At 44.3% G+C, this 26,016-nt stretch carries 18 protein-coding genes; 4 read left to right on the top strand and 14 right to left on the bottom strand.

Annotated elements, in window-relative coordinates:
- Positions 1–296: 296 nt before the first annotated feature.
- On the bottom strand, positions 297–1,283 hold the full coding sequence (locus RGU75_RS18700) for a hypothetical protein (protein ID WP_322238548.1): 987 nt from the start codon (positions 1,281–1,283) through the stop codon (positions 297–299).
- Between the two features lie 569 nt (positions 1,284–1,852).
- On the opposite strand from RGU75_RS18700, the gene RGU75_RS18695 reads away from it, so the two are divergent.
- Complete coding sequence (locus RGU75_RS18695; protein WP_322238546.1) at positions 1,853–2,329, top strand: hemerythrin domain-containing protein; 477 nt, start codon at positions 1,853–1,855, stop codon at positions 2,327–2,329.
- 127 nt (positions 2,330–2,456) lie between these two features.
- Here RGU75_RS18695 and RGU75_RS18690 read toward each other — a convergent pair whose 3' ends face one another.
- The 8 genes from RGU75_RS18690 to RGU75_RS18655 all read right to left on the bottom strand — a co-directional run bounded on the left by RGU75_RS18690 (position 2,457) and on the right by RGU75_RS18655 (position 13,389).
- Positions 2,457–2,918, bottom strand: a complete 462-nt coding sequence (locus tag RGU75_RS18690) for a divalent metal cation transporter (protein WP_322238544.1) — start codon at positions 2,916–2,918, stop codon at positions 2,457–2,459.
- Between the two features lie 272 nt (positions 2,919–3,190).
- The gene (locus RGU75_RS18685; RefSeq protein ID WP_416186829.1) at positions 3,191–5,464 is read right to left on the bottom strand and encodes an ATP-dependent DNA helicase; all 2,274 of its coding nucleotides are present in this window, start codon (positions 5,462–5,464) and stop codon (positions 3,191–3,193) included.
- A gap of 4 nt (positions 5,465–5,468) precedes the next feature.
- Positions 5,469–7,166, bottom strand: coding sequence for a VRR-NUC domain-containing protein (locus tag RGU75_RS18680; protein WP_322238539.1), 1,698 nt, complete (start codon positions 7,164–7,166; stop codon positions 5,469–5,471).
- Positions 7,167–7,310: 144 nt separating this feature from the next.
- The gene (locus RGU75_RS18675) at positions 7,311–7,535 is read right to left on the bottom strand and encodes a hypothetical protein (protein WP_322238537.1); all 225 of its coding nucleotides are present in this window, start codon (positions 7,533–7,535) and stop codon (positions 7,311–7,313) included.
- Between the two features lie 259 nt (positions 7,536–7,794).
- A complete protein-coding gene (ligD, locus tag RGU75_RS18670; RefSeq protein WP_322238535.1) occupies positions 7,795–10,473 on the bottom strand; it encodes a DNA ligase D in 2,679 nt (892 codons plus the stop codon).
- 19 nt (positions 10,474–10,492) lie between these two features.
- The gene (locus tag RGU75_RS18665; protein WP_322238533.1) at positions 10,493–11,407 is read right to left on the bottom strand and encodes a Ku protein; all 915 of its coding nucleotides are present in this window, start codon (positions 11,405–11,407) and stop codon (positions 10,493–10,495) included.
- 113 nt (positions 11,408–11,520) lie between these two features.
- Positions 11,521–11,943 (bottom strand): PRC-barrel domain-containing protein, encoded by a 423-nt coding sequence (locus RGU75_RS18660; RefSeq protein WP_322238531.1) that lies wholly within the window; start codon positions 11,941–11,943, stop codon positions 11,521–11,523.
- Positions 11,944–12,411: 468 nt separating this feature from the next.
- Positions 12,412–13,389, bottom strand: a complete 978-nt coding sequence (locus RGU75_RS18655) for a tyrosine-type recombinase/integrase (RefSeq protein ID WP_322238528.1) — start codon at positions 13,387–13,389, stop codon at positions 12,412–12,414.
- Between the two features lie 328 nt (positions 13,390–13,717).
- Here RGU75_RS18655 and RGU75_RS18650 point away from each other — a divergent pair, with 328 nt between their 5' ends.
- Positions 13,718–14,779 carry a DNA-binding protein gene (locus RGU75_RS18650; protein ID WP_322238526.1) on the top strand — a complete coding sequence of 354 codons (1,062 nt, stop codon included), beginning with the start codon at positions 13,718–13,720 and terminating at the stop codon, positions 14,777–14,779.
- Positions 14,780–15,234: 455 nt separating this feature from the next.
- On the opposite strand, the gene RGU75_RS18645 is transcribed toward RGU75_RS18650, so the two are convergent.
- The 5 genes from RGU75_RS18645 to aroQ form a co-directional block, all read right to left on the bottom strand.
- Positions 15,235–16,347, bottom strand: coding sequence for a porin (locus tag RGU75_RS18645; RefSeq protein ID WP_322238524.1), 1,113 nt, complete (start codon positions 16,345–16,347; stop codon positions 15,235–15,237).
- Positions 16,348–16,981: 634 nt separating this feature from the next.
- Positions 16,982–18,259 (bottom strand): O-antigen ligase family protein, encoded by a 1,278-nt coding sequence (locus RGU75_RS18640; RefSeq protein ID WP_322238522.1) that lies wholly within the window; start codon positions 18,257–18,259, stop codon positions 16,982–16,984.
- 107 nt (positions 18,260–18,366) lie between these two features.
- Positions 18,367–19,356 carry a glycosyltransferase family 8 protein gene (locus RGU75_RS18635; protein WP_322238520.1) on the bottom strand — a complete coding sequence of 330 codons (990 nt, stop codon included), beginning with the start codon at positions 19,354–19,356 and terminating at the stop codon, positions 18,367–18,369.
- Positions 19,357–19,572: 216 nt separating this feature from the next.
- A complete protein-coding gene (locus RGU75_RS18630; protein ID WP_322238518.1) occupies positions 19,573–20,364 on the bottom strand; it encodes a DeoR/GlpR family DNA-binding transcription regulator in 792 nt (263 codons plus the stop codon).
- Between the two features lie 195 nt (positions 20,365–20,559).
- On the bottom strand, positions 20,560–21,156 hold the full coding sequence (gene aroQ, locus RGU75_RS18625; RefSeq protein ID WP_322238516.1) for a gamma subclass chorismate mutase AroQ: 597 nt from the start codon (positions 21,154–21,156) through the stop codon (positions 20,560–20,562).
- A 302-nt stretch (positions 21,157–21,458) separates the two neighbouring features.
- Between aroQ and RGU75_RS18620 the strand changes: the two genes are divergently transcribed.
- Both RGU75_RS18620 and cls read left to right on the top strand, forming a co-directional pair.
- Complete coding sequence (locus RGU75_RS18620) at positions 21,459–23,813, top strand: site-specific recombinase (RefSeq protein WP_322238514.1); 2,355 nt, start codon at positions 21,459–21,461, stop codon at positions 23,811–23,813.
- A gap of 701 nt (positions 23,814–24,514) precedes the next feature.
- Complete coding sequence (cls, locus tag RGU75_RS18615; RefSeq protein ID WP_322238512.1) at positions 24,515–25,954, top strand: cardiolipin synthase; 1,440 nt, start codon at positions 24,515–24,517, stop codon at positions 25,952–25,954.
- Positions 25,955–26,016 lie beyond the last annotated feature (62 nt).

Here is a 26,016-nt window from a genome sequence, read left to right as displayed (position 1 = left end):
CTATTAATTTTTTTGTTTGATCGATACTTTGATGCCATATACATGCTTCACTAGCAGTGTGGAATTCCTGCCAGTTCAATTTCAACCGGAATCGGAAAGTCACATAGATGCTGCCACTTAGTATTGACGCTCAAAGCACCCAAAAAACTAATGTAACAAGGCAATCAAAATGATAATCGGAATTGGAATGCCAATAAGCCATAATAATATTGAGCCCATAATGCTCTCCTGTAGTGATCAACTAATTGCGCGGCCAGACAAGTTGATAGAAGAAAGTTAGATTAATTTACAACGCGTTACAACACTCGGTCACGCTGTTTTCCTCCAAGCGTCGCGGTTATACTTGCGAAAAATGCACCAACTAATAATGCGACAAATATCCACAATGCTGATTGCGCAGCTATTTTACGTGCCTTGTCAGCAGTATCTTTTGCCGCAACTTCGGTATCTGATTTGACTTTTGATAAGCGCGCATATACATCATCAACACGCCTATCTGCTTCTGCCCTTGATAGACCAGTAACTTGAGCAACCTGCTGCGATAGGTATTGTTTATCGTCAGATGACAAAGGGCCACTGCGCAGGTCATTGGCAAAGATTCTTAAAACTTCAGCGCGTAAAGCAGGATTGTCATTTTGGCGTACTGCATTAGTACCCGGAACAGCAACCGTTCCGCTGTTACTGGTATCGTTTAATGCGTTGGTATTCGAATTAGAACCGGCATTTACGTTACCATTGTCAGCAGGGGAAGTCGCTTGGCTTGAACGCAAAAGCATGTCCGAAAAATAGCTAATCGAATTGGAGCCTGCTCCCCCTGTGGCACCCATAGCTGTAGCGGCCGCCCCACCTAACTCAATCGCACCGCTCGACACCGCTCGTACCGCACCAGTCAGAAAGAATGCGGTGAGCAAAGTTGCCACTGCCCACGATAGTAGCCCGTGCGCAGTGTCGCGAAAATACACTTCAGTCGTGTGCACGCTTACCCACTTTACACGAAGGCGACCAGCCATATAACCGCCAATCCCAGCAGCGGCGAGTTGGGTAAAGGCGAGCCAAATAATGGTCGCCTTACCCATCGGAACATTATTGGTCGACCATGGCGAAACTGCTGAAAGCCCTAAACCACCGCCAAGAATAATTAAGATAAGGGATAAAGCTGCGGCGGTGGCGGCGCCGGCAAAAATCGCGCCCCACGATACACCAGAAGTATTTCCATCAAACGCAGCGTAATTTTTTTCAATTTCAAGCGGATTTAAACCGGGAATTCTGGGCTGAGCATCCATCTGACTCTCCTTAAATTATCACAAATTGAAGTCCATGCGGTCATAGTGTTCAAATTATTCTGGTTAAAAAGAAGAGGTGCAGATAACGCGGCCCGCAGGCAAACAGGAATAGGGAAACTTTCCGCATAATCGCACCTCAACTCCAAATATCCAATTCGGATTACATGTTCAAAGAGTAATAGTGGGACGAACCCTGAGATATCGGCGAAACACTGATTTTTCTGTAGGAAACGGTGAAAAGGATCGACTATTACCCAACCTTTTTTAGGCCATAATTGACTGCATATCGATCCATCCTATTTATTTCTTAACTAGGTGTCGGATTCTTGCAGCAATGAAAAGTAATAAAAATACGTCTTGTTTATTTTTAAAACACCAGAATCTGGTTTGTATCTGCGGAACCACGATTAGTAAAAACGGCATTTTCCGAATGGCAAGCTAGTCGTCATTACTGAGATAGCAAAAGAAACCGTACTTTACTTTTTTGATATGTCCTTCTACATTTAATTTCATCATTGGTACATTCTGTTCCTCAATTCTCCTTCCACCTCCTATTCAAAGGGATCGCCATGGATATCAACGAGACTAAACCACACTTCAAGGATGCCGTCACGATGCTAGAGCATGAGCACGAAACGGTTAAAGCAATGTTTAAGAAATTCGAAGCCTTAGGAGAGCACGCCTACGTCGGCAAGAAAAACTTGGCTAACGAGATATGTTCTGCTCTGAGTAAACATTGCATCATTGAAGAAGAAATTTTTTACCCTGCCGTCCGCCATATTTCAAAAGAAGGGCCAGTGCTTGTCAACGAAGCTGTGGTAGAGCACGCCAGCGCAAAAGAACTCATTGCGCAAATTCAGTCGATGTCTGCTGAAGATGCGCTATTTAATGCCAAAGTCAAAGTGCTGTCCGAACAGATTGAGCATCACGTTAAAGAAGAGGAGAAAGATATGTTTCCACAAGCCAGAAAGTCACATATTGATCTGCTTTCATTAAGGGATCAAATGCTTGACCGAAAAGATCAGCTCTCAGGGGAAGGTGTCTAAAATCAGAGTTCAATATCTCCTTTGTCAGTGATATATTCAGAATAGATTTATGGGGACGGAGCGGCGATTGATAAAACGTATTACGGTTGGACTGTATGCCTGTGATTGTCACTACACCGCTTTTTCTCTATAGCTCAATACCGATAATGCCGGCACTAAAAAGCCAAAAAGCAAACTTACTGGCAATAGGTCGCAACGCCGCCACTGTTTGCGCCGAGGTTTGGATGTCAGAGACACCATGTAAATTCAGTGTTACCGCTGTTGTGAGAATAATGAAATACGCGACTATATTAGAGAAGCGCATTCCTATAAGCGGGTCAATTTTAATGCGACGAAAATTCGAACGTGGCTGCTCTGGCGTGTCGTTAAGTGGTTTGGCATTTGAATCAGCCAATTGGTTTTCTACCTCTTTGGAGCTCAGCCAGAAGAACAGATAGGGACTGATTGTGGTACCGAATATGGCAACAACAGTCGTAATAAATTCTGGCCTCCAAGAGAGTTGTGGAAATAAATTTCCACAATATGCGTCCGGGGAATATGTACAATGAATGCGGTCGCTACATAAGCCAGCAATGTCAGAGTGAACCATTTTAGCAATCGAACGTACCGCTTAACGGTACAAATATTTGTAGCAGCAACGACAGAAATCCGAAGCAAAGAGCAAGAACGTGCGCCGACAAACCGACTAACAATTTCAGCGCTTCACCCATCGCGGCAATATCCGCCGCAATATTGATTGTGTTAGTAATTAGCAGAAGTCCTACAATCCCATAAGGAAGCCATGCAGCTTAATGGCTTGCGAATTAAGCCGCAAAATGTGTCTACATGGGTGACCAGTATTCTTTCGCGCATAAGTTATGATTAATTTTTAATCACCCACCAATCTGGTAAAAGGCTAGCCACTTTCCGCTGTGTAAATCGATCGTCAATCAAATAAATAGTCCCACGGTCAGATTCTGTCCGAATCACACGGCCAGCGGCCTGAACGACTTTGCGTATCCCAGGAAATAAATAAGTGTAGTCATAACCGACGTTAGACCCGAAAGTTGCGTTCATAGATTGCATAATTTGATTATTGACAGGATTGAGTGGTGGTAATCCTAATGTAGCGATAAATGCGCCAATAAGACAGTTACCTGGCAAGTCGATACCTTCCGAGAAGGCTCCTCCAAGTACCGCAAATCCGATTCCCTTACCTCCAGAAGAGAAGCGCGCCAAAAAATCCTCGCGATCGGATTCCACCATGCGCCGCGACTGTATCCATATTGGAATGTCGGGATGTCGGATTGAAAAAAGATCAGCCGCTTTTTGAAGGTAATTAAAACTACTAAAAAAAGCTAAATAATTCCCCTGCAACTTTATGTAAGCACCACCCATCAATACCACGATGGGCTCTAATGATGAGTCTCTGTCTTTGTATCGCGTGGAGATATCGCAGATATAGACAGACAATTGATCTGGGCCAAACGGCGACCTAACCTCAATCCTTGCAGTGTCAACTGGCAGTCCGAGCGTATCGCTATAGAAATACGAGGGCGTTAATGTTGCAGAGAATAAAATAACTGATCTTGCTACCGCAAAGCGTTGCTCGAGAAAAGGTGCTGGAATAATATTACGAAGACAAAGAGTGACACCACTTTGACTCGCTTTATGCTGCGATATATCAATGTCTTTTGAGATATCGAACAGCGAATGAGAATCAAACATTGTAATCAGGTGCGAAAAATGCAGCAAATCAAAATAAAAACGCAATAACCCCGAGTCAGGGCCGACAGGAGTTTCATTTAGATATTCGGAGACCATGCTGATGGTCTGTTGCATAGCCGTGACGAATTTTTGCGAAATAGTCGGATAAACCTGATATGGCGCAGTTTGATTTTTGTGTAATGCATTCCACTGACGATGAAACCTTTCCAAGGTCTTTTTGAGGCCCAGTGGAGCCTCCCGAAGCGCGCGCTTACAATCGCTCTGATTTAATTCTGCGGTGAACATTTTACGCGTACGTTCAACCATATTATGTGCTTCGTCCACCAGCACGGTTACTCGCCACTGATTGGCGACAGTTAAACCGTACAGCATGGCATTAAGATCAAAATAGTAGTTATAGTCACCCACCACGACGTCGCTCCAACGCACCATATCCTGACTAAGATAATAAGGACATATCTGGTGCGCCAATGCCAACTTGCGAATAGATGCTTTATCCATCGTATGGATATTCACTGCGTCCTTTCGCGCCATCGGTAAGCGATCGTAGAAACCTTTCGCGAGTGGACAAGAATCTCCGTGACAGGCTTTGTCTGGATGTTCACAAGCTTTATCCCGAGCAACCAGTTCAAGTACGCGTAACGGTAAAGTAGATGCCCTATTTTTTATCAACTCCAGAGCATCCAAAGCAAGAGCGCGACCAGAGGTCTTGGCCGTCAAGAAAAATATCTTATCCAACTTCTGTTTAGAGCAAGCCTTCAATGTCGGAAATATGGTGCCGATCGTTTTTCCGATACCAGTTGGCGCTTGCACCATGAGGCATCGCCCACTCGTCGTGGCGCGATAAACATCTTTGGCTAATTCCCGTTGTCCGGGCCGAAAAGCATCATGAGGAAACTGTAAAGCATCTAACGCTTGATCGCGTTCCGCACGATGCGTCAATTCCTTTTCTGACCACTCCAAAAATAGTTCACATTGATCATTAAAAAAATGCTTTAGCGTCTGCGCCGTATGGAGTTCTGATATGACGGTTTCCTGCTGGCTGCCAATATCAAAGTAAACCACCGCCAGTCGTACTTCGGAGAGACCACGCTCCTGGCAAAATAACCACCCATATACTTTTATCTGGGCCCAATGCAGAGAACGGTGATTATCGGGTATCTGGCGTATGTCGCCGCGGTAGGTCTTTATTTCTTCAAGCTGATTGTGGATTGGATCGTACCCATCTGCACGTCCAACGACACGTAAATTCTTCACTTCTCCCAGAAGCTTAATCTCAGATTGATATGACTTTTCCCGGCGAGCCTGGACAATCGCGTGCCCCGCGATACCTTCTTGCGCGGACGGGGATGGCGTAAAACGTAAATCAAGATCCCCGCGCTTAGCGGTGAATTCGCATAAGTTTCGGACGGCAACGACGTATTGCATTTTTTTACTCCGCCCACTGGACGTAACACACAGCAATGGGAATGGCGTGGCTGGCGCAATAGTTAATCCAACGTAACTGATTATCTTGCAGGCGATCGCCAGGTCCCTTTACCTCAATCATGCGGTATGTTTTCTGATCAGGCCAAAATTGGATCAGATCCGGGAACCCCGCACGATTAGATTTGATATCCGACAAAATGCGTTCGAAGCAGTGCTTCAAATGGTGGGCTGGTATGCATGAAAGAGCGAGATCCAGCAAGGTTTCCGTCATTAAAGGCCAAAATACAAACGGGGACTGTATTCCCCATTTGTCTTTAAAGTATTGACGTATGGTGACAATGTATTGGTCGCTATCAAGCTGCCGCAGACATTCGCCGAATTGCACCGCGCGGCGTTGGTAGAACTCAGGGCCGTACAAATCAGCCGGGCCGGTGTGAAAAGGATGAAAAAAAGCATTTGGAATCGGCGCAAAGACCGCACTCCAACATAACAAGCCAAACAACGAATTAATCAGACCGTTTTCTACATAATATACATGCGTGAGATGTGCGTCATCCAAAATTGGCGCTGATCCATTTTGGCCATTTTTTTCCAAATGATCCCGGACCCGTTCCTCTACGGTTGTTTGGTCGAAGAGATTAGGCAGCGATAGGTCAATACGAGGGACTGACACCTTCGCAATCGCCGGCATTTTTGGACGATCAAGGTGGCGATTTAGTCGAGGAAAAATACGTTGCAGTTGTTGTTTCTCAGCTTCGCTTTCTGGCTGACGTTGAGCGGCTTCAGCCAGAACAAGCGCCAATTCAAATTGACCTGTTAGTTCCATCATCCGAATTATCCGCATTCGCGATCCTGGATAATTCCCTCGTTCGTACACGTCTAACGCAGCGGTAAATTCTTTGTTTTTTTCGTAATGTTGCCCAATTTGGAACAATAACTTGGAACGGCGCCCCTCCGACAAAATACTTTCATAACTATCAGTAGGTATATCTTTGAGCACGACTTCCGGCGCTTCGCCTTGACGGAATCGCTCACGACATTGAAAAAGAAAATGGTAGTCATCAACGTCTTTTCTGCTCTGAAACCCTCGGGATAACGACGTTAAGGTAACTTTCTCATATCTGAAAACGCCCAGGTCAGCCAGAACGAATTCCGTCCAGTCTTGATGCAGATTTCCAAAAAATAACAATTTTATATGGTCGCAAATAACCCTTATACAAACTTGATAGACACACTCCTCCGACTCTGGATACCAACTGGAAAAATTCTGTGTGACGAGTATGTCGTTAGTGAGCGTAGTGAGTGCTAATAATTGCTCCGTTTTTTTCGCTTTAATAACAGCGTTTTTCAAAAGCGCGGAACCGAAAATATGCGCAATTTCGGTTTTTTTTAATAAACCAAACATTGCTTCCAGTTTCAGAAGTGGATTGCGATCAATCCAGCCAAGTTCTATCAAAGGAGCAATTGCTATTTCTATTGCTCCTATTTCACTGTATGCCAGTTTACTCGACCGAAATAAGTCTCCCTTGCGCATAACCAATCGGACTAGTAGCGCTCTTGATGCCTGCGGCAACAAACGGAAGTTGCGAATGAATTCACCCTCTTCGCAAGTCAGGAGATCGCTATAACGACCTGAAACCCAATCCAAAACGATATGGAAGTTATCGAGATAATAAAAGCGATTTTCTAGCACATTCACCATTTTTGGAATTCAGATAGTACAAATCTGTTGCTAGCCCATTACGCGAATTATGTTGGTGAAGTTCAGAATGGTGCCCATCGGTAAAAAGCATCAGTCCGTAAGGATCGTGGAATTATCCAGCACGCTGAAGCATCCATCTTCCCTTTACTGCGCTGCGCACAGACGAATCAACCATATGCGAAGAAACAATAACTCCACATATCCCGACGTTAATCCCGTCCTCCATTCGACAATTGGATTGGGCGTGTAATAACGCTTACGATTATCACGGCAGATCGATATTTCACGACCGCCGATACCTAGGCGTAAGCCAGTCTTAGCGCCTTCAGAGAAAGCGGGTTTTGCAATAATGGAATGAGAGGCTGTCATAATAAGTTATCCCTAAAATTCTTAACACCGAGATCAAAGCTTATCATAACAACTGTATGCATATACAGTATAAATTGAATCTGTCTCTTTTTGGCTATCCATCCTTAATGCTCTTTTTCAGCAACACTGCTATTTCATCTGATTAAAATTCATTGTCTACACGCACGATTTCTCTGTAAGCGACGCATTAAGGCCTTTCTTTAATATTTGGATGGAAAATTTTAGAATGGTCGACGCCACGTCCAATGGCCTCACCACCTTATTCCCCATAATCGTTTCCATCCAGTTTAAAGCCTAATTTTTTCATGGCAACCGCCAATCCCTGCGCAGACTTTGCGTATGCGTCCCAGGGACGGTTACCTTGATCTAACCGTGTATGAATTGTTTGGACCGTCCAATGCGCTCCACTGGTGACGTGATTTACCTCGTCCCAACGTATTGGCACCGATACGCCAAGTCCGAGTCTTGCCCTTGCGGACCAAGCGCACACGGTGGTCGCCCCAAAGCCATTGCGTAAATAATCGACGAAGATCTTGCCGACACGATTGCGTGGCCCGCTTTTTACGACAAAATGGGTTGGAAGTGCCGAGACTAAATGCGCGACGATTGCCCGCGAGAATGCCTTCACCACTTCCCATCCATAGTGCTTGGCCAAAGGGACGACGATGTGAAATCCTTTTCCACCGCTGGTCTTTACAAATGAGGTAAGCCCTAATTGATCCAGCATCGCTTTTATCAGCAAGGTTGATTCCTGTACCGTTGTCCAGTTAACGCCCTCGCCCGGATCGAGATCAAAAGTCATGCGATCCGGTTTATCAATGGCAGTCTTGACCGCGTTCCAGGTATGAAACTCAATAACGTTCATTTGCGCGGCTGACAATAATCCTTCAGGACGGACCACTTCCAGTAAACGTTCGTGTTCAGGATCAAGCTTAGCGGCCAGTTCCGACACGCCTGTCATATGCGCCATTGCAAGGTGTTTTTGGAAAAATACCTGTTTTCCAACGCCATCCGGGGCGCGCAATAAAGAGACTGGCCGACCTTTAAGGTGCGGCATCATCAAAGGTGCCACCAACGCATAAAACCGCAATAATTCAATTTTAGTAATCCCACTATCCGGATCAATCTCACGTTCCGGATTAGTAATCTTTAACGACGGCGGTAGCGTAGTCAATGAATCCGCGTGCCCATCTACACGATTATCCGGCTGCCGGGCCACTTCTCGAACAATCGCCCGCGCGGGTTTATCATTGCGCAAGCCTTGATAAACAGGATGCCGTATTCGCCCGCTTTTAGTCCACTCTGCAAAGGAAACTTCAGCGAGCAATTGCGGTTTCACCCAATGCCCATCTGGTCGGAGGTCGCTAGTTGCAGTGAAGGGATTTTGCTCACTTTTTATGGCATTTAATTTGACGAGTAGCGAGCGTAATGTTTTTTCATTGAAGCCTGTGCCCACTTTGCCTGCGTAACGCAATTTCCCATCTGCGTCATGGACCCCAAGTAACAATGATCCCATCGCTGTGCGGCTTCCCCGAGGGTCGGTATAGCCGCCAATGACAAACTCTTGTCGATGACTGCACTTCAATTTAATCCAATCATTGGAGCGTCTGCTCACATAGTGCGCGTCCCGCTTTTTCCCAATGATGCCCTCCATTCCAAGTCGACAAGCAGATGCCACAATGTCTGCGCCATTCGCTTCAAAGGTTTCGCTGAATCGGAGTATCGGGGACTCAATTTTTCCGACCAAAGTCCTCAGCAACGCTCGCCTTGCTATTAGCGCTGATTGCCTCAGGTCGAAACCGTCATAAAAAGGAAGGTCGAATAAAAAATAGACGATACGCTGGGTTTCGTGTGTATCGAACGCGCCCTGTAATGCTTGAAAATCAGGGATTCCTTTTTCTCCTTGCACTACTATCTCACCGTCATACCAGCCATTGGGAAGTCTGGCGTCCTTCAACGCATCTCTTAAAGCAGGTAATTTCTCCGTCCAATCGTGTCCATTGCGCGTCATCAATGTGATTTTGTTACCAGCGACTCGAGACAATAAACGATAGCCATCGTATTTAATCTCATAAAGCCATTCTGTCGAGTCGATCGGCGCGCTATCGACCAAGGTCGCTAATTGAGGAATCAATTTTGTCGGGAGCGCTGCCTTTATGGCACCCGCCGGAACGCCATCTTGTTTTGGATCAACTGCTTTCTTAGTTAAGAGTTTAGGTGAAGCTTTGACTGCCGTTATCGGGTCTAAAATATCTTCAACTTTATTGGTCGTTCTAATTTTAGTTTTTATTTTTGACTTTGACCTTGACTGCGACTGTGACTTAGCGGTCCTTTTTCTCGTTGCTTTTGTTTTGCCGGTTTCTGGCGGTAGCTGTAACGTGGCGACGCTATCTGGCATTTCGTCGACGACGCTATATGCAATAGCCGGTTGCGCGAATTCGTCTTTTTCCTTGATTAGCAACCATGATGGCTTTTTATTCGTTATCACGTTATCGCTTGTATTTTTTAAACGAATCAAAGCCCAATTGCCATGTAATTTATGGCCTTTCAGTGAGAATTTTAAATTACCTTCTCGTAATCCGACTTCTGGATCGTTAAGTGGCTGCCAAATGCCCTTATCCCAAATGATCACCTTCCCTGCACCGTATTGCCTGGCGGGAATTTCTCCTTCAAATTCATTGTAGGCAACCGGATGATCTTCAACCTGAACTGCCATCCGCTTATCTTTCGGATCATAACTCGGACCTTTTGGCACGGCCCAGCTCCGCATGGTGCCGTTATATTCGAGACGTACGTCATAATGCAAGCGCGACGCCCAGTGTTTCTGCACAACAAAAGCGTGTCCAATACTGTCATCTGTCCCACCCTCTTCGGGCTCTGACGTTTTGGTGAAGTCGCGTTTACTTTTATAAACCTTGAGTGGATCAGCGCGCGTCATGACGATCTCCCGATAGTCTTTAACTGGCCTTACGTTTGGTCACTGATTTTTTTGTTCTGGTTGCGGCGGCTTTAGGCTTTGTTGTTGCGGCCTTTGGCTTCGCGATCGGTTTAGCCGATTTGCCCATATTGCTCAGGCTCCGCTGTAACATCTCCGTGAGATCGTAGATGCGAGCACTGGCCGAGGATTCGCCTGGCTCTTTGTCAATGTGAGAAACGGTTTCGGTCTGGCCAGCTTTGACCTTATCTTCTACCAATTGAAGGATTTGCTCTTTGAATGAGTCGGTAAAGTCCTCCGGGTTCCACTTTGCGCTCATATCCCGGACCAACTGTTCACCCATCGTCATTTCTTTTTCGCTGATACCGCTCGCTTTGATTCCTTCTTCCGGTAAATCAAGCTCATCCCAATTTCGAACCTCTGTTCCCCAGCGCAACAAATCCAAGACCAGCGCTGGGCCACAAGGCATTAATACTGCCAAATGCTGCTTGGTCTGAATCACTACTTTGGCAATGCCTACTTTTCCTGTTTTGATTAACACTTCGCGGAGCAACGCATAGACCTTGGCGCCTTTATTGATCGGCGACACGTAATAGGGTCGCTCAAGATATAAAAAAGGTATATCACCAGCGTCAACAAAGCTTTCGATTTCAATTGTTTGAGTAGATTTTGGATAGGCCGCCGCTATTTCTTCCTGCGATAAAATAACATATTGGCCATCCTCATATTCGAATCCTTTGACGATATTTTCTTTATCGACATCCTTGCCCGTTTTCTTATTGATTCGCTTATAACCGACGGGGTCCATGCTACGTTTATCAAGCCAATCGAAATTGAGACCTTGCTCCGCTGTTGCAGAATGCAATGCAATGGGGATGTGTACCAGCCCGAACGATATCGCTCCTTTCCAAAGGACACGTTTGCTCGCAGTCGCCATAGCAACTTCTCCTTAATTTTACAAGCGATCGATTATCCTGATTTGTGCATATAATCAAAAAACAGGCAGATAACTATCTGCCCGCTACTACTGTGCCGCTATTCATTTAGCGATTACAGTCTTGGCGTGGAATCGCCGTACCTGTTTGATCCATAGTAAGTGTCAATTTCACTTGCCCAACTTTGATCTGCCATGTCGGGCCAATGATCTTTATCGAAACCTGGGGCGCTCTTCAGATGATCTTTGTCGACGTCAAGAATGAAGCGTTGATTGACTGAGTCAAGCTTCAAAACACCCCATGGAACAGCAAATAACTTTTCTCCCATTCCAAGAAAGCCGCCAAAAGATAGAACCGCATAGCTAACCTTACCGGTACGTGTGTCGATCATCAATTCTTTGATATCACCCAAGTCCTCGCCAGACTGATTGCAAACGTCGTTCCCTATTAACGTATCCGCTCCAAGCACATCTGGCCCTGGGCCTCCATTTGGATTATTTCTATATATGCCGTAAGTATCACGATCCAGGTAGCTCATTTTTTTGCTCCTTTCGTAGATTATCAAGGTGGTTTACGTTCATGGAAAACACAGCGAACGTAAGCGCTAGACTTCACCCAATTATCAAAAGTTCCCACAGCCTTAATAGAAATTCCAGAAGCTTAATGGGTGGTAATTTTTCTCAAAGTAACAGGTCTCAATGTTGTTTTGCGACAATCTATAACAGCGCGTTAAAACTGCATGGTCGATATACACCACGCATACAAAGCGGCGTAAATTTAAAGGGAATATTGACAAAGGAAGTCGCTAAAACTCCTCGTTTATGATGGTCGAAAAACGCCATTAATACTTAATGCTTAACCCTTAAGGGTTAACATCACGCATCAAAATAAATGTGACGTAAAATGCGTATAAATCAGTTTGGTGATTTAGATAAAGAAAAAACCGTAATCGCCGCTCACCCTTCTAATCGTTTTGTAGAAATAAAACGATAGGTTTACGCTTGCCTTACTTTGATTTGCGCAATAAATGACCTGCAGCATTTTCCTCGAAACGCCCTGCTTCTTCGATGTAACCTTGTACCGTCCCATCGTGTTGCCAACCGCCCTGTCTTTTAATATCTTGAAATCGCGCTCCAGCACGATAGGCGCTAGTTGCTAATCCGCGTCTTAAGCTATGGCTACTTAACTGTGGAACATAGGGCAAATCAGCTAGCACCGCAGCCGCAGTCAAAATACTGTTGAGGCTAGCCTCGTGCAATGCATCAACACCAATTTGCTCCCATTTGTTGATACTTCTGAATATTGCCCCTGAAGAAATGTTCGCTGCCCGACACCAAGTACGCAAAGCATTGGGTGGACAACAAACTTGCTCGCCGAAGGGAATTGCCTTGGTAATTCCCTCGCCTTTCTGGTCGGTCTTTGAACGCGGCAATGTTATGAGCACTCCCTCGGGCTCCCAGGAGACGTGCTCGACTTGAAGACGTACGACCTCGCTCCGCCGATACGCACCAAAGTAGGCAATCTGCAGCAAAGCGCTATCACGAAGCGCTTTTAATGTTCCCTGGTGTGTTAAGGCAGTGACGATTAGCGCCAAATCTTCTACTGGCAACGCTTTTGCCTTTCGGGCTGGCTGACCATTTTTGCGCTGTATCCCCAACAGCGTTTTACGCACATTGAGGGTCGCTGCCGGATCTGGAAAATTTTGCTGAATATGCCATTGAGATAGCGCTGTTAAACGTAACGCTAAAGTCCTTGGATTAAGTAATTGCGAATAGCTCAGAAGGTAGCGAAGCATCATTGATTCGTCCGCAGGCAGCACCCCGCCCCACTCCAGATAGTGGCGAATCGCCGAGCGGTAAGTCCGGCGCGTGTTATCCGAAGTCGCCGCGGCAAGAAATTCTCGATGCTGTTGTTGCCGCTGAGCGACAGAGTCGCCAACGCTCTCAATGACTGCAACCTTACCATCCTCGATACGAATCTTCATGCACCTTCCCCCATCTCATTGTGGCGATCCATTGTGGAGATTGCTCGCAGCCATTGACTGTGCCTTCGCCTTCGCAACCAATACACATTTTTTACGGCTGATTTTTAGGTATTCGTACTAAGGCATTTTTTAACTGAAGAATGCATTTCCGTTCGAAATCGCTTAAATGAACCCTGTAATGTCCATTACAAACGATAGCATTACAAGCTGATATATAACATGCGATAACATACATTATCGCATGTTATATACCCCAATTACCACCTAGACTTTAGACTCGTATTATTGTAATATTACGTATTATGTATTACGTTATTTAAAGGTAAAAATGGGACGAATTGGAATTTTGTACGCTGATGTCATTCAAGCAGCCGATAAATTAATTGCCGAAGGAAAAAATCCGACGGTAGATGGCGTTCGTGAAGAGCTAGGAAGTACGGGTAGCAAAAGTACCATCGCCCCGCTCTTAAAACGATGGAAGGCAGAGCACCAGGAAAATAGGGCAAGCGCAGAGGTCGGTATGCCGTCAAACCTGATTGATGCGATGAAAAGTGTGTATGACAATCTTCAGTCAGACGTAGAGCAAAGAATTACCCAGGCGCAAGAAGCGCATCAAAAAGAGTTGGAAGCGATGGGCGAAACATTGCAACGTCAGCTCGAAGAAAATGCCATAGCGGCCGAAACCAATAGGCAACTAAAAGACGATGCTGCGCGTGCGCAGCAGGTATTTGAACAGTTGCGCGCCGAACAACGTGCACTCAATTTAACTTTAGCGACTGCACAGGCCGAAAATACAGGCTTACAAAATCGCCTAGCGGATCGTGCGGCCGAGATTGTGACAATGAATCAACAACTCGGTTACGCTCGCACTCAGTTCGAGCATTATCAGGAGGCAACTACAATCCAACGCGCCGAAGAACGGAGCGTATTTGAGCAAAAATTAATGCGTGGCGAGCAAGAACTAGTAAATATTCGGCAACAATCCAGCGATCAACAATTACGGCTCGCTCAGCAAGAAGCCCAACTCGCACAGATTCCTACACTACTCGATGAAGTGCAACGGTTGCAGGAAACCGCTCGCGCAGAACGTCAACAAGCAGCAATAGTCAAAGACGAGCATAGTCAACTCACCTATCAAATTCAGCAACTCACAACAGATCGCGCCGAACTCAAACAAACGTTGGAAATAGCACTTCAATCTCTAAGCGACGTACGTTTGCAATGCGCGATCGAAGAAAAAGAGAAGTGGCTACTCGACAAGCGGATCGCTGAATCAGAAGTAAAAATGGAGCAACTGAGGGAAGAAAAAAGTGGCCTGTTGCAAGAACGGGCTACTTTGCAAGCACAGGCTTTGACGACCGCAATGCACACGCATGCAGGTCCTAAATAATTAGTTCGACGTCATTACACTGGCTTTTGAATAGCGGTTTGATGGCGATGGGGGACGTCGGTCTGCTATTTTGGATCACCATTATTTAAATATCTGCATCTACCAACAAGTCGGTGAATACAGTGAAAATATTAACGTAGAAAGCCTGGGATCGCCACTTTAGCTAAATTTGAAAACTCTATGGGTGCCAACACTTTGGCTGCATACAAAAAACAAGCTAAAGCCTTCGCGAAGGATTGGCTTGAACAACCAGCACCGGATGACATGTACGAATTATTAACTTTTCATAGCGGGACATAAGATTTAAAAGCGATTGTGCAGCTAAAATCTATGCTTAAATTGAAATTCGGCGCGTCTCGTTATGAAACACGCCGATTAACTTATATGCAAACTAACAACCACGGATTTTAATGGCGGCGGTTGGCACAGCTGGTTGCAGTCTAACTGTTTACTAATTAAAACTTATGACGAATGCCGACACGCAAGACGCTTTGATTACTGTCATCTGCCGGCGCGTTACTATAAGCGGCATTAATCACACCCGGATTATAGACGCCATTTGCTCGCTGCTTGCTGTAAAACCCGTATACGTCAGTGCGTTTAGAGAGGAAATAGTCAACACCGAGATTCAGCTGAGTAGTACTGACTTTGGTCGAGCCGACCGTTTGGCGGCTTATATCAGCGCGGTCATAAATGACGCTTCCCAACAAATGGACTTTTGGAGAAAACGCATAATCCACGCCGACATCAAAGATATTCGCTTTGGTTGCAGAGGTAATATTAACCAAACCTACAGTTGCTACAGAAGTCGCCAATGGTTGCTTGACTTGGGACCAAGCGCCATACAGCTTCGCTTGACCTAGTTGATAGCTCGAACCAAGGGTAAATGTTTTTAAATTGCTGTCCCCAGCTTTAGCTGTTGATGCACCCGAAGCAAGCTTAGTCTGAAAATATGCCAAGCCAATGCCGAACGGCCCATTGGCATAATTACCACCAATACCAAAAGACTGCCCGGCAGAGGTTTGTCCAGCGACTTCACCAAAGCCATAGTACAAGCTACCAGTAAATCCACCGTGAATAATGCTGTCATAGCGGATCGAATTGTTAGTGCGTTTGCCGGCGACGCGATCCAAATTATTAAAATGACCACCCTTGATACCGTTACCGCCGAATGTTTGAGCTGACGTGTATTTACTTCCGATGTCCTCCAGGAAATCAGTTTGGCGACCAATAGTCACGATACCGAATGCACCGGTCAGACCAACGACAGCTTTGCGATCAAACAGCGTATTTGCCACCGACAATGAGCCGTCGTCAACATTGAAACCGCTTTCCAATTGAAAAACTGCCTTTAAGCCACCACCAAGATCTTCAACTCCTTTGAAACCGATCCGAGAGGTCGATAGATCGCCAGAATCTACACTTAGACGGCTGTTATTGTTTGGGCCAACTTTGCTCGTATAAGTCACACCCGCATCCACGACACCATAAATAGTGACATTGCTTTGGGCTTGCGCGCTTGCACTAATTAGACTGAGTGCAGCTAGAGCAAATAATGTTTTTTTCAATTTCTTTCCTTATTAATGAATCATAATTTCTTGTGCTCGCCTATATCGATAACGGCGAATTTGGCAAGCAACCTGACAAATAACGGCGTAACAAAAAGTTACATTGTTACCAACCAAGCGGAATTATAGTGCTCTCGAGAAATTAATCGCATTTATTGCCCCATAACCCTGCTCGAATTAGATGATTTCCTTATCAATCAAAGGTGTATACATGGAATTAATGGAAATTTGACATGTACTTAACCTGTTTAAAGCTATCTTGTGACTGGATCTGCCTCCCTGCGCTGATTAAATACCGGCGATTCCATATCTTTTTGGCGGAAGTGATCCATCACCTAGCGCTGGCAAACTAGAATTTTTACGGTATTAATCGACCATCACCTGATCAAATTATTAGATCGAAAGTAGTGGCGTTAGCATTGGAATAGCAACAAGGTGGACGATCATTTTCATCGGACAGATCAGCGGAGGTCACTGATTGCGTGAACGGTTATTTCTGACGTCAGTGTGCCGGTCATCACCGACACCTAGACTTGAGGAGGATGATTATTTTGTGCGCATTAATAAGATGTTCATGTTGACATCTGGATATGAGCCCCTTCCGGAAAAAGCAACTTTTAACAAATTTGCTTAATTAAGACGCACTAGAAAGATGATGCGACGATAGATCGGATCGTTGCTTAAATATAGTATCTTTCCGTTTGATAATATAGGTGAGTAACAATGCTATGCTGATTGAATAAAATGGATAGACTTCCCACCATAAAAATACAACATCAACTAATCCCAATGTAAAAAATCCAATAGTTAGTGCTGCGCCCATTGCGGCGGTATATCGCACTTCGGGATCATCATCGCGTATCTCTCTAATAAAATAATATGCAGGTATAAAATATAAACCGAGTATTGCTAACAAACCGAATACGCCAAATCTTGACATCGTAAATAATATTTCGTTATGAGAGTGTGCAAATGTCGCCGATAAGGGTGTAATGACTTTTCTTTTTGCCAAATTATGTAGTTCTTTTGAAAAGCCTTCTACACCTACCCCAATGAGTGGGTGCTCGGTGAATAGCATCCACGACGCACGCCAAAGCTGGAGGCGAATGCCTAAAGAAGTATCAACATCGGATCCAACTGAGTATTGGCTTATATCCGTTTCCGCTACAGCTACACGATCTTTTACTATATTACCAAAGTAAGATACACCTACTAATAAAGCGAAAAAAACAGAAATGACTCCAAATTTATAACGAGAGCTAACATTTTTTGTTACCACAATACCCAATAAAATAAAAATAGGTATAGTCAGCCATACACCACGAGATTGCGACAGGTAAGCCACATATAACCCTGAACATAACGCAGTAATTTTCAAAAAAATGATGTATCGATTAGAAGTCTTATTCCATGAAATTGACAAAATAGAGAATATACCGAGTAACAAGGCCATTTGACCAAATATTATTATGGGTATGAAATCTGTTACATAACGCTGCGCCCCGCCTTTTGTCAGAATGTATATTTTTATTGCAGATAGAATTGCTCCCACCACAAATGCCCATTGAAGATATTTTATATTTCTAATTGATAAAAATGAGACAACCCAAAAGATCAACACAAACATAGCTAATCTGAATGGAGAATCATAATTCCTAAGGGTAAAGTGTCCAGATCCAAGTTGGTTTGCAAAGACCGCAATTAATGGACCACACATGGCCAGATGTAATGGCCAGTATTTTTTTACAAAATTTAAGAAGGTCGTTTGCTCTGAATATCGAATAAAAACAATTGAACTCAAACTAAACAATAGTAAAAATACGAAGATCACTCCGGCCGACCGATCTACTGTAAGTGTCATTATAAAAAAGGCACAAAGTAGTGCTGATACCAGCCATTTAAAATAACGCAAATATTTCTCCGATCTTAACAATCTAAAATTCGAAAAAATCGATTTCTTAGAAATTATTATAAAACTTATATTTAAATAACATTTAAATGTTATTTATAAATGATCGCTTAATTTTGTTTTTTTAAATTTATAAATTTTGTCCACCAATATACAATATGCCAATATATTCCCTCGATTACTCTTCCCTGTTTAATTAAAAACCTTGAAAATAATTTTAATTCTCGTGCGGTATGAGGCTTGTCGAGTGGCATATCAGACCACGAGGAAAGTTTTTGATATTCAAGAAAATTTAATTTAGCCTCATGTAAACACCAGCTATGCCACGGTTTTACAGGTCCAGTAAAATGCATGAATAACACTTTTTCTTGCATATTAAATATTTTTTCACCACTACTAAGAAAATCTATTAAATGGTAGCGAAAATTCCATTTTTTGTCGATATACGTAGTATGTCCGTTTAATACAACGTTTAAAGCATCTTGATCAGCAAAGCGTAGACTTCGCGTTGTAAGTACGTTAAGCGACTTATTCTGTGAGTCGTGCTTTACCCAGTTATCAATATTAATATACATCACGCCGGCATTAAAATACTCTGAATGGGGTAACTTTAAAATTGAAATTTGTGTAGTTACTGTGGTTTTAATCTCATCTGTAACAACGGCGGCGATAGTATTTTTTAAGTCAATAGATATTAATTCTTCGATGTTACCCATGCATAATATGTCCGCATCAAGATAGAGTACCTTATCGACTATTCCATGTAATAAATTAGGAATTAATATTCGAATAAATGTACCAAGTGAGTGCTGAGAAAAACAAGGAAATTTAGAAAAATTTGAGAGAATTTGCTTATTCAGTATATTAACGTTTATTAGAACGTTATAATTATTTTCCAATTTCTTGAGACGGCATTCAATGTCTTTAGTTATAGAAAATGCAAATACATGAAAAACAAATATTAAATTTGGATTATTCTTTATTATTGAGACTATATTAACGCCCATGCCTCTAAAATAATTAGCATCTACACCGAAAGCGATATGTATGGTGGCGCGATCAACGTTAGGAAAAGAAACAGCGGTAGAGGTAGCGCCCAATGACAGTCCTTAATATGTTTTAATTACCTTAAATTTAAAGGTTTTATTTTTCGACTTAGTATGACTAAAGATTACCGTTAAATCTGTTAAAAAACTTAGCCACAGGTACGTTGGGAGTACATTATCAGGATAAAATCGATCAGAGATGACAATAACTATAATCTTTAAATTATATTATACGCAAAAAAAATGCTAAAAAACCTATAAAAAATTTGGTTAATCGTCGACTTTTTCAGCCACAAACACTTTCGTATGCGCCTCTTTAAACACATTAACTAACGTCTCCGGTATCGGCTGATCCGTAAACAAAGCGTCGATCTTAGACAGTTCACTGAGCTTTACTAATGCTGGACGCATAAATTTCGAATGGTCTGCAACCAAAAATACAGTGCGAGAATGCGCAATGATTGCTTCTGCCACGCGTACTTCACGGTAATCAAAATCTCGCAGCGCGCCGTCCGGATCTATACTTGAAACCCCAATGATGCCGAAGTCCACCTTAAAACGTTGGATGAAATCAATCGTTTCTTCACCCGTCACGCCCAAATCTCGAGCCCGCACTACGCCACCTGCGATAATCACTTCGCAGCCTGGGTAGCCGCTCATGATTGCTGCGACGTTCAAATTATTGGTGATGACGCGCAAATTACGACGAAGGCTGAGTGCTTTGGCGACCTCTTCCGTAGTTGTTCCGATATTAATGAATAGTGTTGCCTGATCCGGAATGTGTTCAGCGACCAAAGCCGCAATCCGACGTTTTTCTTCAGACTGCAACCCTTGCCGAGCACCATAAGCGATATTTTCTGCGCTGGAAGGAAGTCCGACGCCTCCATGATAGCGTTGCAATAAATTTTGTTCCGACAACATATTAACGTCGCGTCGAATGGTTTGCTGAGTCATTCCAAAACGATTCGCTAAATTTTCAACGGTAACGAAGCTTTCTCGTTGGACGTAATTGACGATTTCTTGCTGACGCGCATTCAATGTGACGATGGGTGTTTGTGCCATATGACGAATTCGATCTTAATGTTTTCAATCAAAACTAATTAGGTACTGCCTCTTATTTATAATTATTGCAGGACAGACTTACCTATACCAACGCCTCCGCAACAGCCATTATGCCCCACAACAAAGTCTTTGTTGTCAACCAGCCATAAGGATATGCGCTTCAAGCAGCGTATCGATTGGCCATGTTGACTATGATTATTTTGCCTGCAATGACTCTAACGCCTGACGACGAACATCCCCGCCAACATCCCCTCGTATCAAACTCAGCGCAGAATGCGAGAGATACGCATGCGCGTCTGAATCTAGTAGTAATGGCACAACGTTGCGCAGGGCGCCAATCAATTCCGGTGTGAGTTTATCTAATACCGGACGCACGTCACGCGCCAGATTAGGCGCGTCGTCAAATTTATAGCCACCTGGGAGCGTGTTGTGCCACCCCGACAACAAGTCCTGTTGAATGAGTTTTCCAGCATCAAACTGATTTTGAAAAAACGCCTGGACAAGCGCTAGATCCAATCCACCTATTGCATCGGCTTGCGCAGTTACGACCTCTAAAATCTGTCTCTCTCGCTTTGCATCGTCTACTGCGGCGCCTGAATTCCATTTGGACTTCGCCACTTTTGACGCAATACTCAGTCGCTGGTCAATTAGCCCGAGCAAATAATCAATTTTTTGTGCATCCGCGGATGACATAATAGTTTGTTGCTGCTCTACTGCATCCGGCGTGGTTGATAACAGACTTTGGCAGGCTGCCAACATCAGTACAAAAGCCAAACAAGATAAACGGCGCAAACATGACCTCGTCAAACAGGGAGTTAACATGAAACCTTTCTTTGTAGATGTAGATTGATTGCGTTGACATTTTAACGGTTGCAGAAGGACGTTAAACAAAATATAGCTTTATGCCAACGCACAAAACATAAAAATATAAAATACAAAAAAATAGTGAAAGAAATCTCTTTCGTTCCTACTTATTCATTCCGTCAATACTCTGTCATTATTCTTTTCCGCGCGCTTCGTTTTAGCGAAGTTGACAACGCATTTAGAAGCAATAAACCTTACACTATGACCTTTGTATATTACAAACATTTTTCATGCTGTCGATACTTAACCTGATTGAAGCAGACCCGCATTCCGACAACGTTGAATGTTTGATCGCGCTAGTCAAAACCTTGCGACCGCACTTGCCGGAAAACGGTAGCGATGCTGTAACTAACGTTCAGACGCTAATTGATACTCTTCAACAAAATCCACGCTATTCGCACGCTTTACGCCATTATTTACTGCGCGTCTACGCTACTCGTCGCCAAACTAGTTTATATACCGACATAGGCATCCTCCCTAACGCCGGTTTTTTTACTGAGTTATTTCAGCGTATGGCGTATCGGGTATTGCCTCCGGCACTGGATGAAACTTACTTACGCGACTGCCTGGATCGGGTACTGCCTTTTGAAACCGATTACGTATGGCTAAACGCTATTTCAACTGATACATGGTTAAGCCTGATAGCGGTGTTGCACCCATCAAACAATGAAGCCGCGGTTAATAGCAACACAATTGCGACGGCACAAGTTATCGATAGCAATAATATTGATAACACTATCGATAACAAAACAATCCTCAGTCCTGCCACAGCGATCATCAACAAAGTGCATACCAGCGACACTCTCGGTGGTATCAATACTATCGCTGAGTTGCTTGATGCAACGCAAACCCTGTCTTACCGAATCAGCGCGATGGGATTGGAGCCGTCTTTAATTCGTCTGTATCCTGAAATGGAAGATTTCGAATCGCCATTTTTGATGCAAAACGTCGAATTACACCGCTACTTGGCCGGTTACCGCAGTCTCCTGAATGGCGAAGTCGCAATCATTAATTGCCTTGATCAAGCTCACAATCCTTACCTAAGCGCCATTCAGAGCAACCCAAACGAAAACACTCTAAGCGAAACAATAACCATACCAAGGCTGATTGAGGATGCTAAGCACCTCCAGGTCATGCTAGATCAATGCGACGACGTGGTGGTCAAGATTCGCAAGAACGCCCTAAAAAAAGGCACTAGCGTAGCTCTTACTTATTTGTTGGTGCGTCTCGATCAAAGTATCGCCCGTTTGCGAAAATTATTAATCTTGGTTGAGGTCGTCGACATAGACATGGGAGATTTTTTGTCGCTCCCTCAACGAGAAATATTGAGAAAAATCGTATCCCCTGCCCATCATGATGGCGCATTAATGGCACATATCCCAACCGAATTATTAGTAACGCCAGCTCAAACGGTGAAGCGGATTGCAGCGGTAGATTTGGCAAGGGAGTTGGTCGAGGCGCATAACCGTAAATACGCGGTGCGTGAACTGTTTGCGAGCAATATTAATTTGTTGGCGCGAAATATTACCGAAAACGCGAGTAGGACTGGCGAACATTACATCGCAGAAGATCGAAGTGAGTTTAGTGCGATGTTCCGCTCAGCTGCAGGCGCCGGACTGATCATCGGATTTATGGCGATGATGAAAATTCTCTATTCATATCTCCGTGCAGCACCTCTTGTAGAAGCTTTTTTGTTCAGCATGAATTACTCGGCCGGGTTTATGCTGATTCATGTACTACACTTTACCGTCGCCACCAAGCAACCAGCCATGACCGCGTCCCGTATAGCGGCTGGCTTGCACAGCACGGATAGTCGTCATATCGATATTGATAGTCTGGTCGATCTGATTGTCAAAGTTTTTCGCACTCAGTTTATTGCCGTTACGGGCAATTTATTGATGGTTTTTCCCGTTGCTTATCTTATTAGTGTGGGCTGGGTGCACTTATTTGGTCACCATCTTGTTACGCCGGATAAGGCGCAACATTTGCTTCATGACTTAGATCCATTGCATAGTCTGGCGCTTTTTCACGCTGCCATCGCCGGAGTCTGTCTTTTCATGGCTGGTTTAATTTCTGGCTATTACGATAATCGTGCGCTTTATACGCATATGGCAAAGCGCTTAGAACGAGCGCGTTGGCTACGTAAAATATTAGGAAAGACGCGGCTCAGCAAAGTTGCGCATTACCTCGAAAGCAATCTGGGTGGCCTAATGGGTAATTTTTATTTTGGTATCTTACTCGGCACGATTGGTACTGTTGGTTTCATGATTGGCCTACCAATCGATATTCGTCATATCACCTTTTCCGCGGCAAACTTCGCCATTGCGTTGGTCGGTCTCGATAATCAGATGGGGTGGCAAATAGCAGTACGTTCAATAGTGGGGATTTTGGCCATCGGGACCATCAATCTTTGGGTCAGTTTTTCCCTCGCTTTATTTGTCGCTTTACGTTCGCGTCAGGTACATTTTCGCGAAGGTTTGCCGTTGACCAAAGCGGTCCTCTCACGCTTTTTACGGCGTCCGATAGATTTTTTTATTCCACCTAAAGATCAATCACCAGATAGTGAGAGTAAACCAGTAGCGTGAACGGTGAAATACCACAAGATGATTACCCTGGTTACGCCACCGACGCCAATAAGCAGGTGATGAACCGGTTGGCATGAAGCCGAATGAAAGTGCAGAAGGCATACAAAATTGACGTCAATACCAACACCAAATTTAATATTTTTTGATGTAACCGTAAAATAAGAGAGAAATAAGTTAAGAGCGAAACGAATAAGTTCCGGTACATTCACGTTGTTAAAAACGATACTTAAGTGTCACCGTAGCGTCGCGTGGTGCGCCATAGGTGATCGCGCCATAGGCCCCGAACACGCCAAAGTAGTTTGTGTCTAAAACGTTGTTGATATTAAGTTGAGCCGAGAGCTGCTTCGTGATGTCATAGCGCGCCATAATTGGCTGGCATTCTGCAGACTCCGCAAACTGACGAGTAACAAATAATGGGCTAGCTAAAAATGAGAATGAACACCATTAATATAAAAATATCAACAAAATTACACAAAAGTATCTTGAACCTGTAATCCGTGTTTGATGTTGCTAGCCTCTTATAGTCGCCGCCTCAAACGATTGCTCCACAACTTGCTTAACGTCCTTATTGGCGCTTCTAGGGAAATAACAATTTGGCTATATACTGACAATGAGATAGCAAGTGTGCCAGCGCCACTAGCGGGTCTGGTGATAACAATTTCCTAAACAGATTTGCCACCACATTCTTTATGAGACTCGCCATGAGATTCAACAAGGGCACCACCACGGGCATCATCAAGAGAATCAACACGCGCGTCACGAGTTCAAATCGTGCGATGCTTTCTCGCCTGCAACGGATCCTGTTGATCGCCGTGTTAGGGCTAACGCTATCTTCTTGCGCATCGTTGCCCGATATAAGGACGTTCAATGAGCAACCAGCCGATGGTTCGCTTGCCATTAAAAATCGACCAGAAAATGCCCGCCCATCATCAATTTTGGTATCGAGATTAAGTCACTCGCGGGTTGACTTGCATAAATTGGCGGCGCTGGAAGATGCAGCAGTGACGGCACCGCCAATTGCAGGCAATAAAATAACGCTTTTGTTCGATGGCCCGCAGACACTGAATGCCATGATCAAGGCGATTGCCAATGCCAAGAATAATATAAACTTTGAGACCTATATTTTTGATCAAGACGCTCTTGGCATGCAATTCGCCAATCTGCTTATCGAGAAACAGCGTGCCGGAATTCAGGTCAATATCATTTATGACAGCGTTGGTACCATTGGCACACCAACTGAATTTTTTGACCGTATGCGCAGCGCCGGTATCAAATTGGTCGAATTCAACCCCGTCAATCCGTTAAAACGGATCGGCGCATGGCGCCTCAATAACCGCGACCATCGCAAAATTCTTGTCGTCGATGGAAAAATTGCCTTCACAGGTGGCGTGAATATCAGTGCGGCCTATGCCAATAGCTCATTGTTCAGGTCAAAGAAAAAGACCAGCGGCTCAGTCGGCTGGCGCGACACACACATCCAGATTGAAGGCCCAGCGGTCGCTTTTTTGCAGCTTTCGTTCATGCGTTCGTGGGCAAAGCAAGGTACTGAAGACCTGCCCGACTTACAGTATTTCCCGACATTAGGCATTGCTGGCGATAAAGTGGTGCGGGTAGTGATTAGCAGGCCGCGGGGAGAGTTTATTCTTTATAAAGCCTATATCCAGGCATTTCAAAATGCAAAGAAAACCATTCATATCACAACGCCCTACTTTGCCCCTGATCAGCAAATGGTACAGGTGCTAATTGACGCCGCGCGGCGCGGCGTTGAAGTCTCAATGATTTTTCCCAGCGTCTCCGATAGCGGCCTTGCATCTCAAGCAGGACAGTCGTATTACCATCAACTCCTTGCAGCGGGCATAAAAATCTATCGATTACAGGTCGCCATCCTTCACGCCAAAACTGCAGTAATCGATGGCAACTGGTCTACGGTCGGATCGGCCAACCTTGACATCCGTAGTTTTCTGCATAATTACGAAGCAAACGTCATCATCATGGGCGACGAATTTGGTAGCGAAATGGAAAATGCGTTTGATGATGATCTAAGTACCTCGGATGAAATTACCGCAGAGGCTTGGGACCAAAGGTCACTGACTGACCGAATCAAAGAGTGGGCCGCAAGGTCATTGGGATATTGGCTTTGATGAAACAAAATTCTATTTGGGTATTGCAAGTGAAACCACTATAAAAACCGTAAAAAGAGTCC

Origin of the sequence: Glaciimonas sp. CA11.2, assembly GCF_034314045.1 — a bacterium.
GTDB lineage: Bacteria > Pseudomonadota > Gammaproteobacteria > Burkholderiales > Burkholderiaceae_D > Glaciimonas.
The sequence above is the reverse complement of the archived record's forward strand: the minus strand, read 5'-3'. Positions and strand labels throughout refer to the sequence as shown.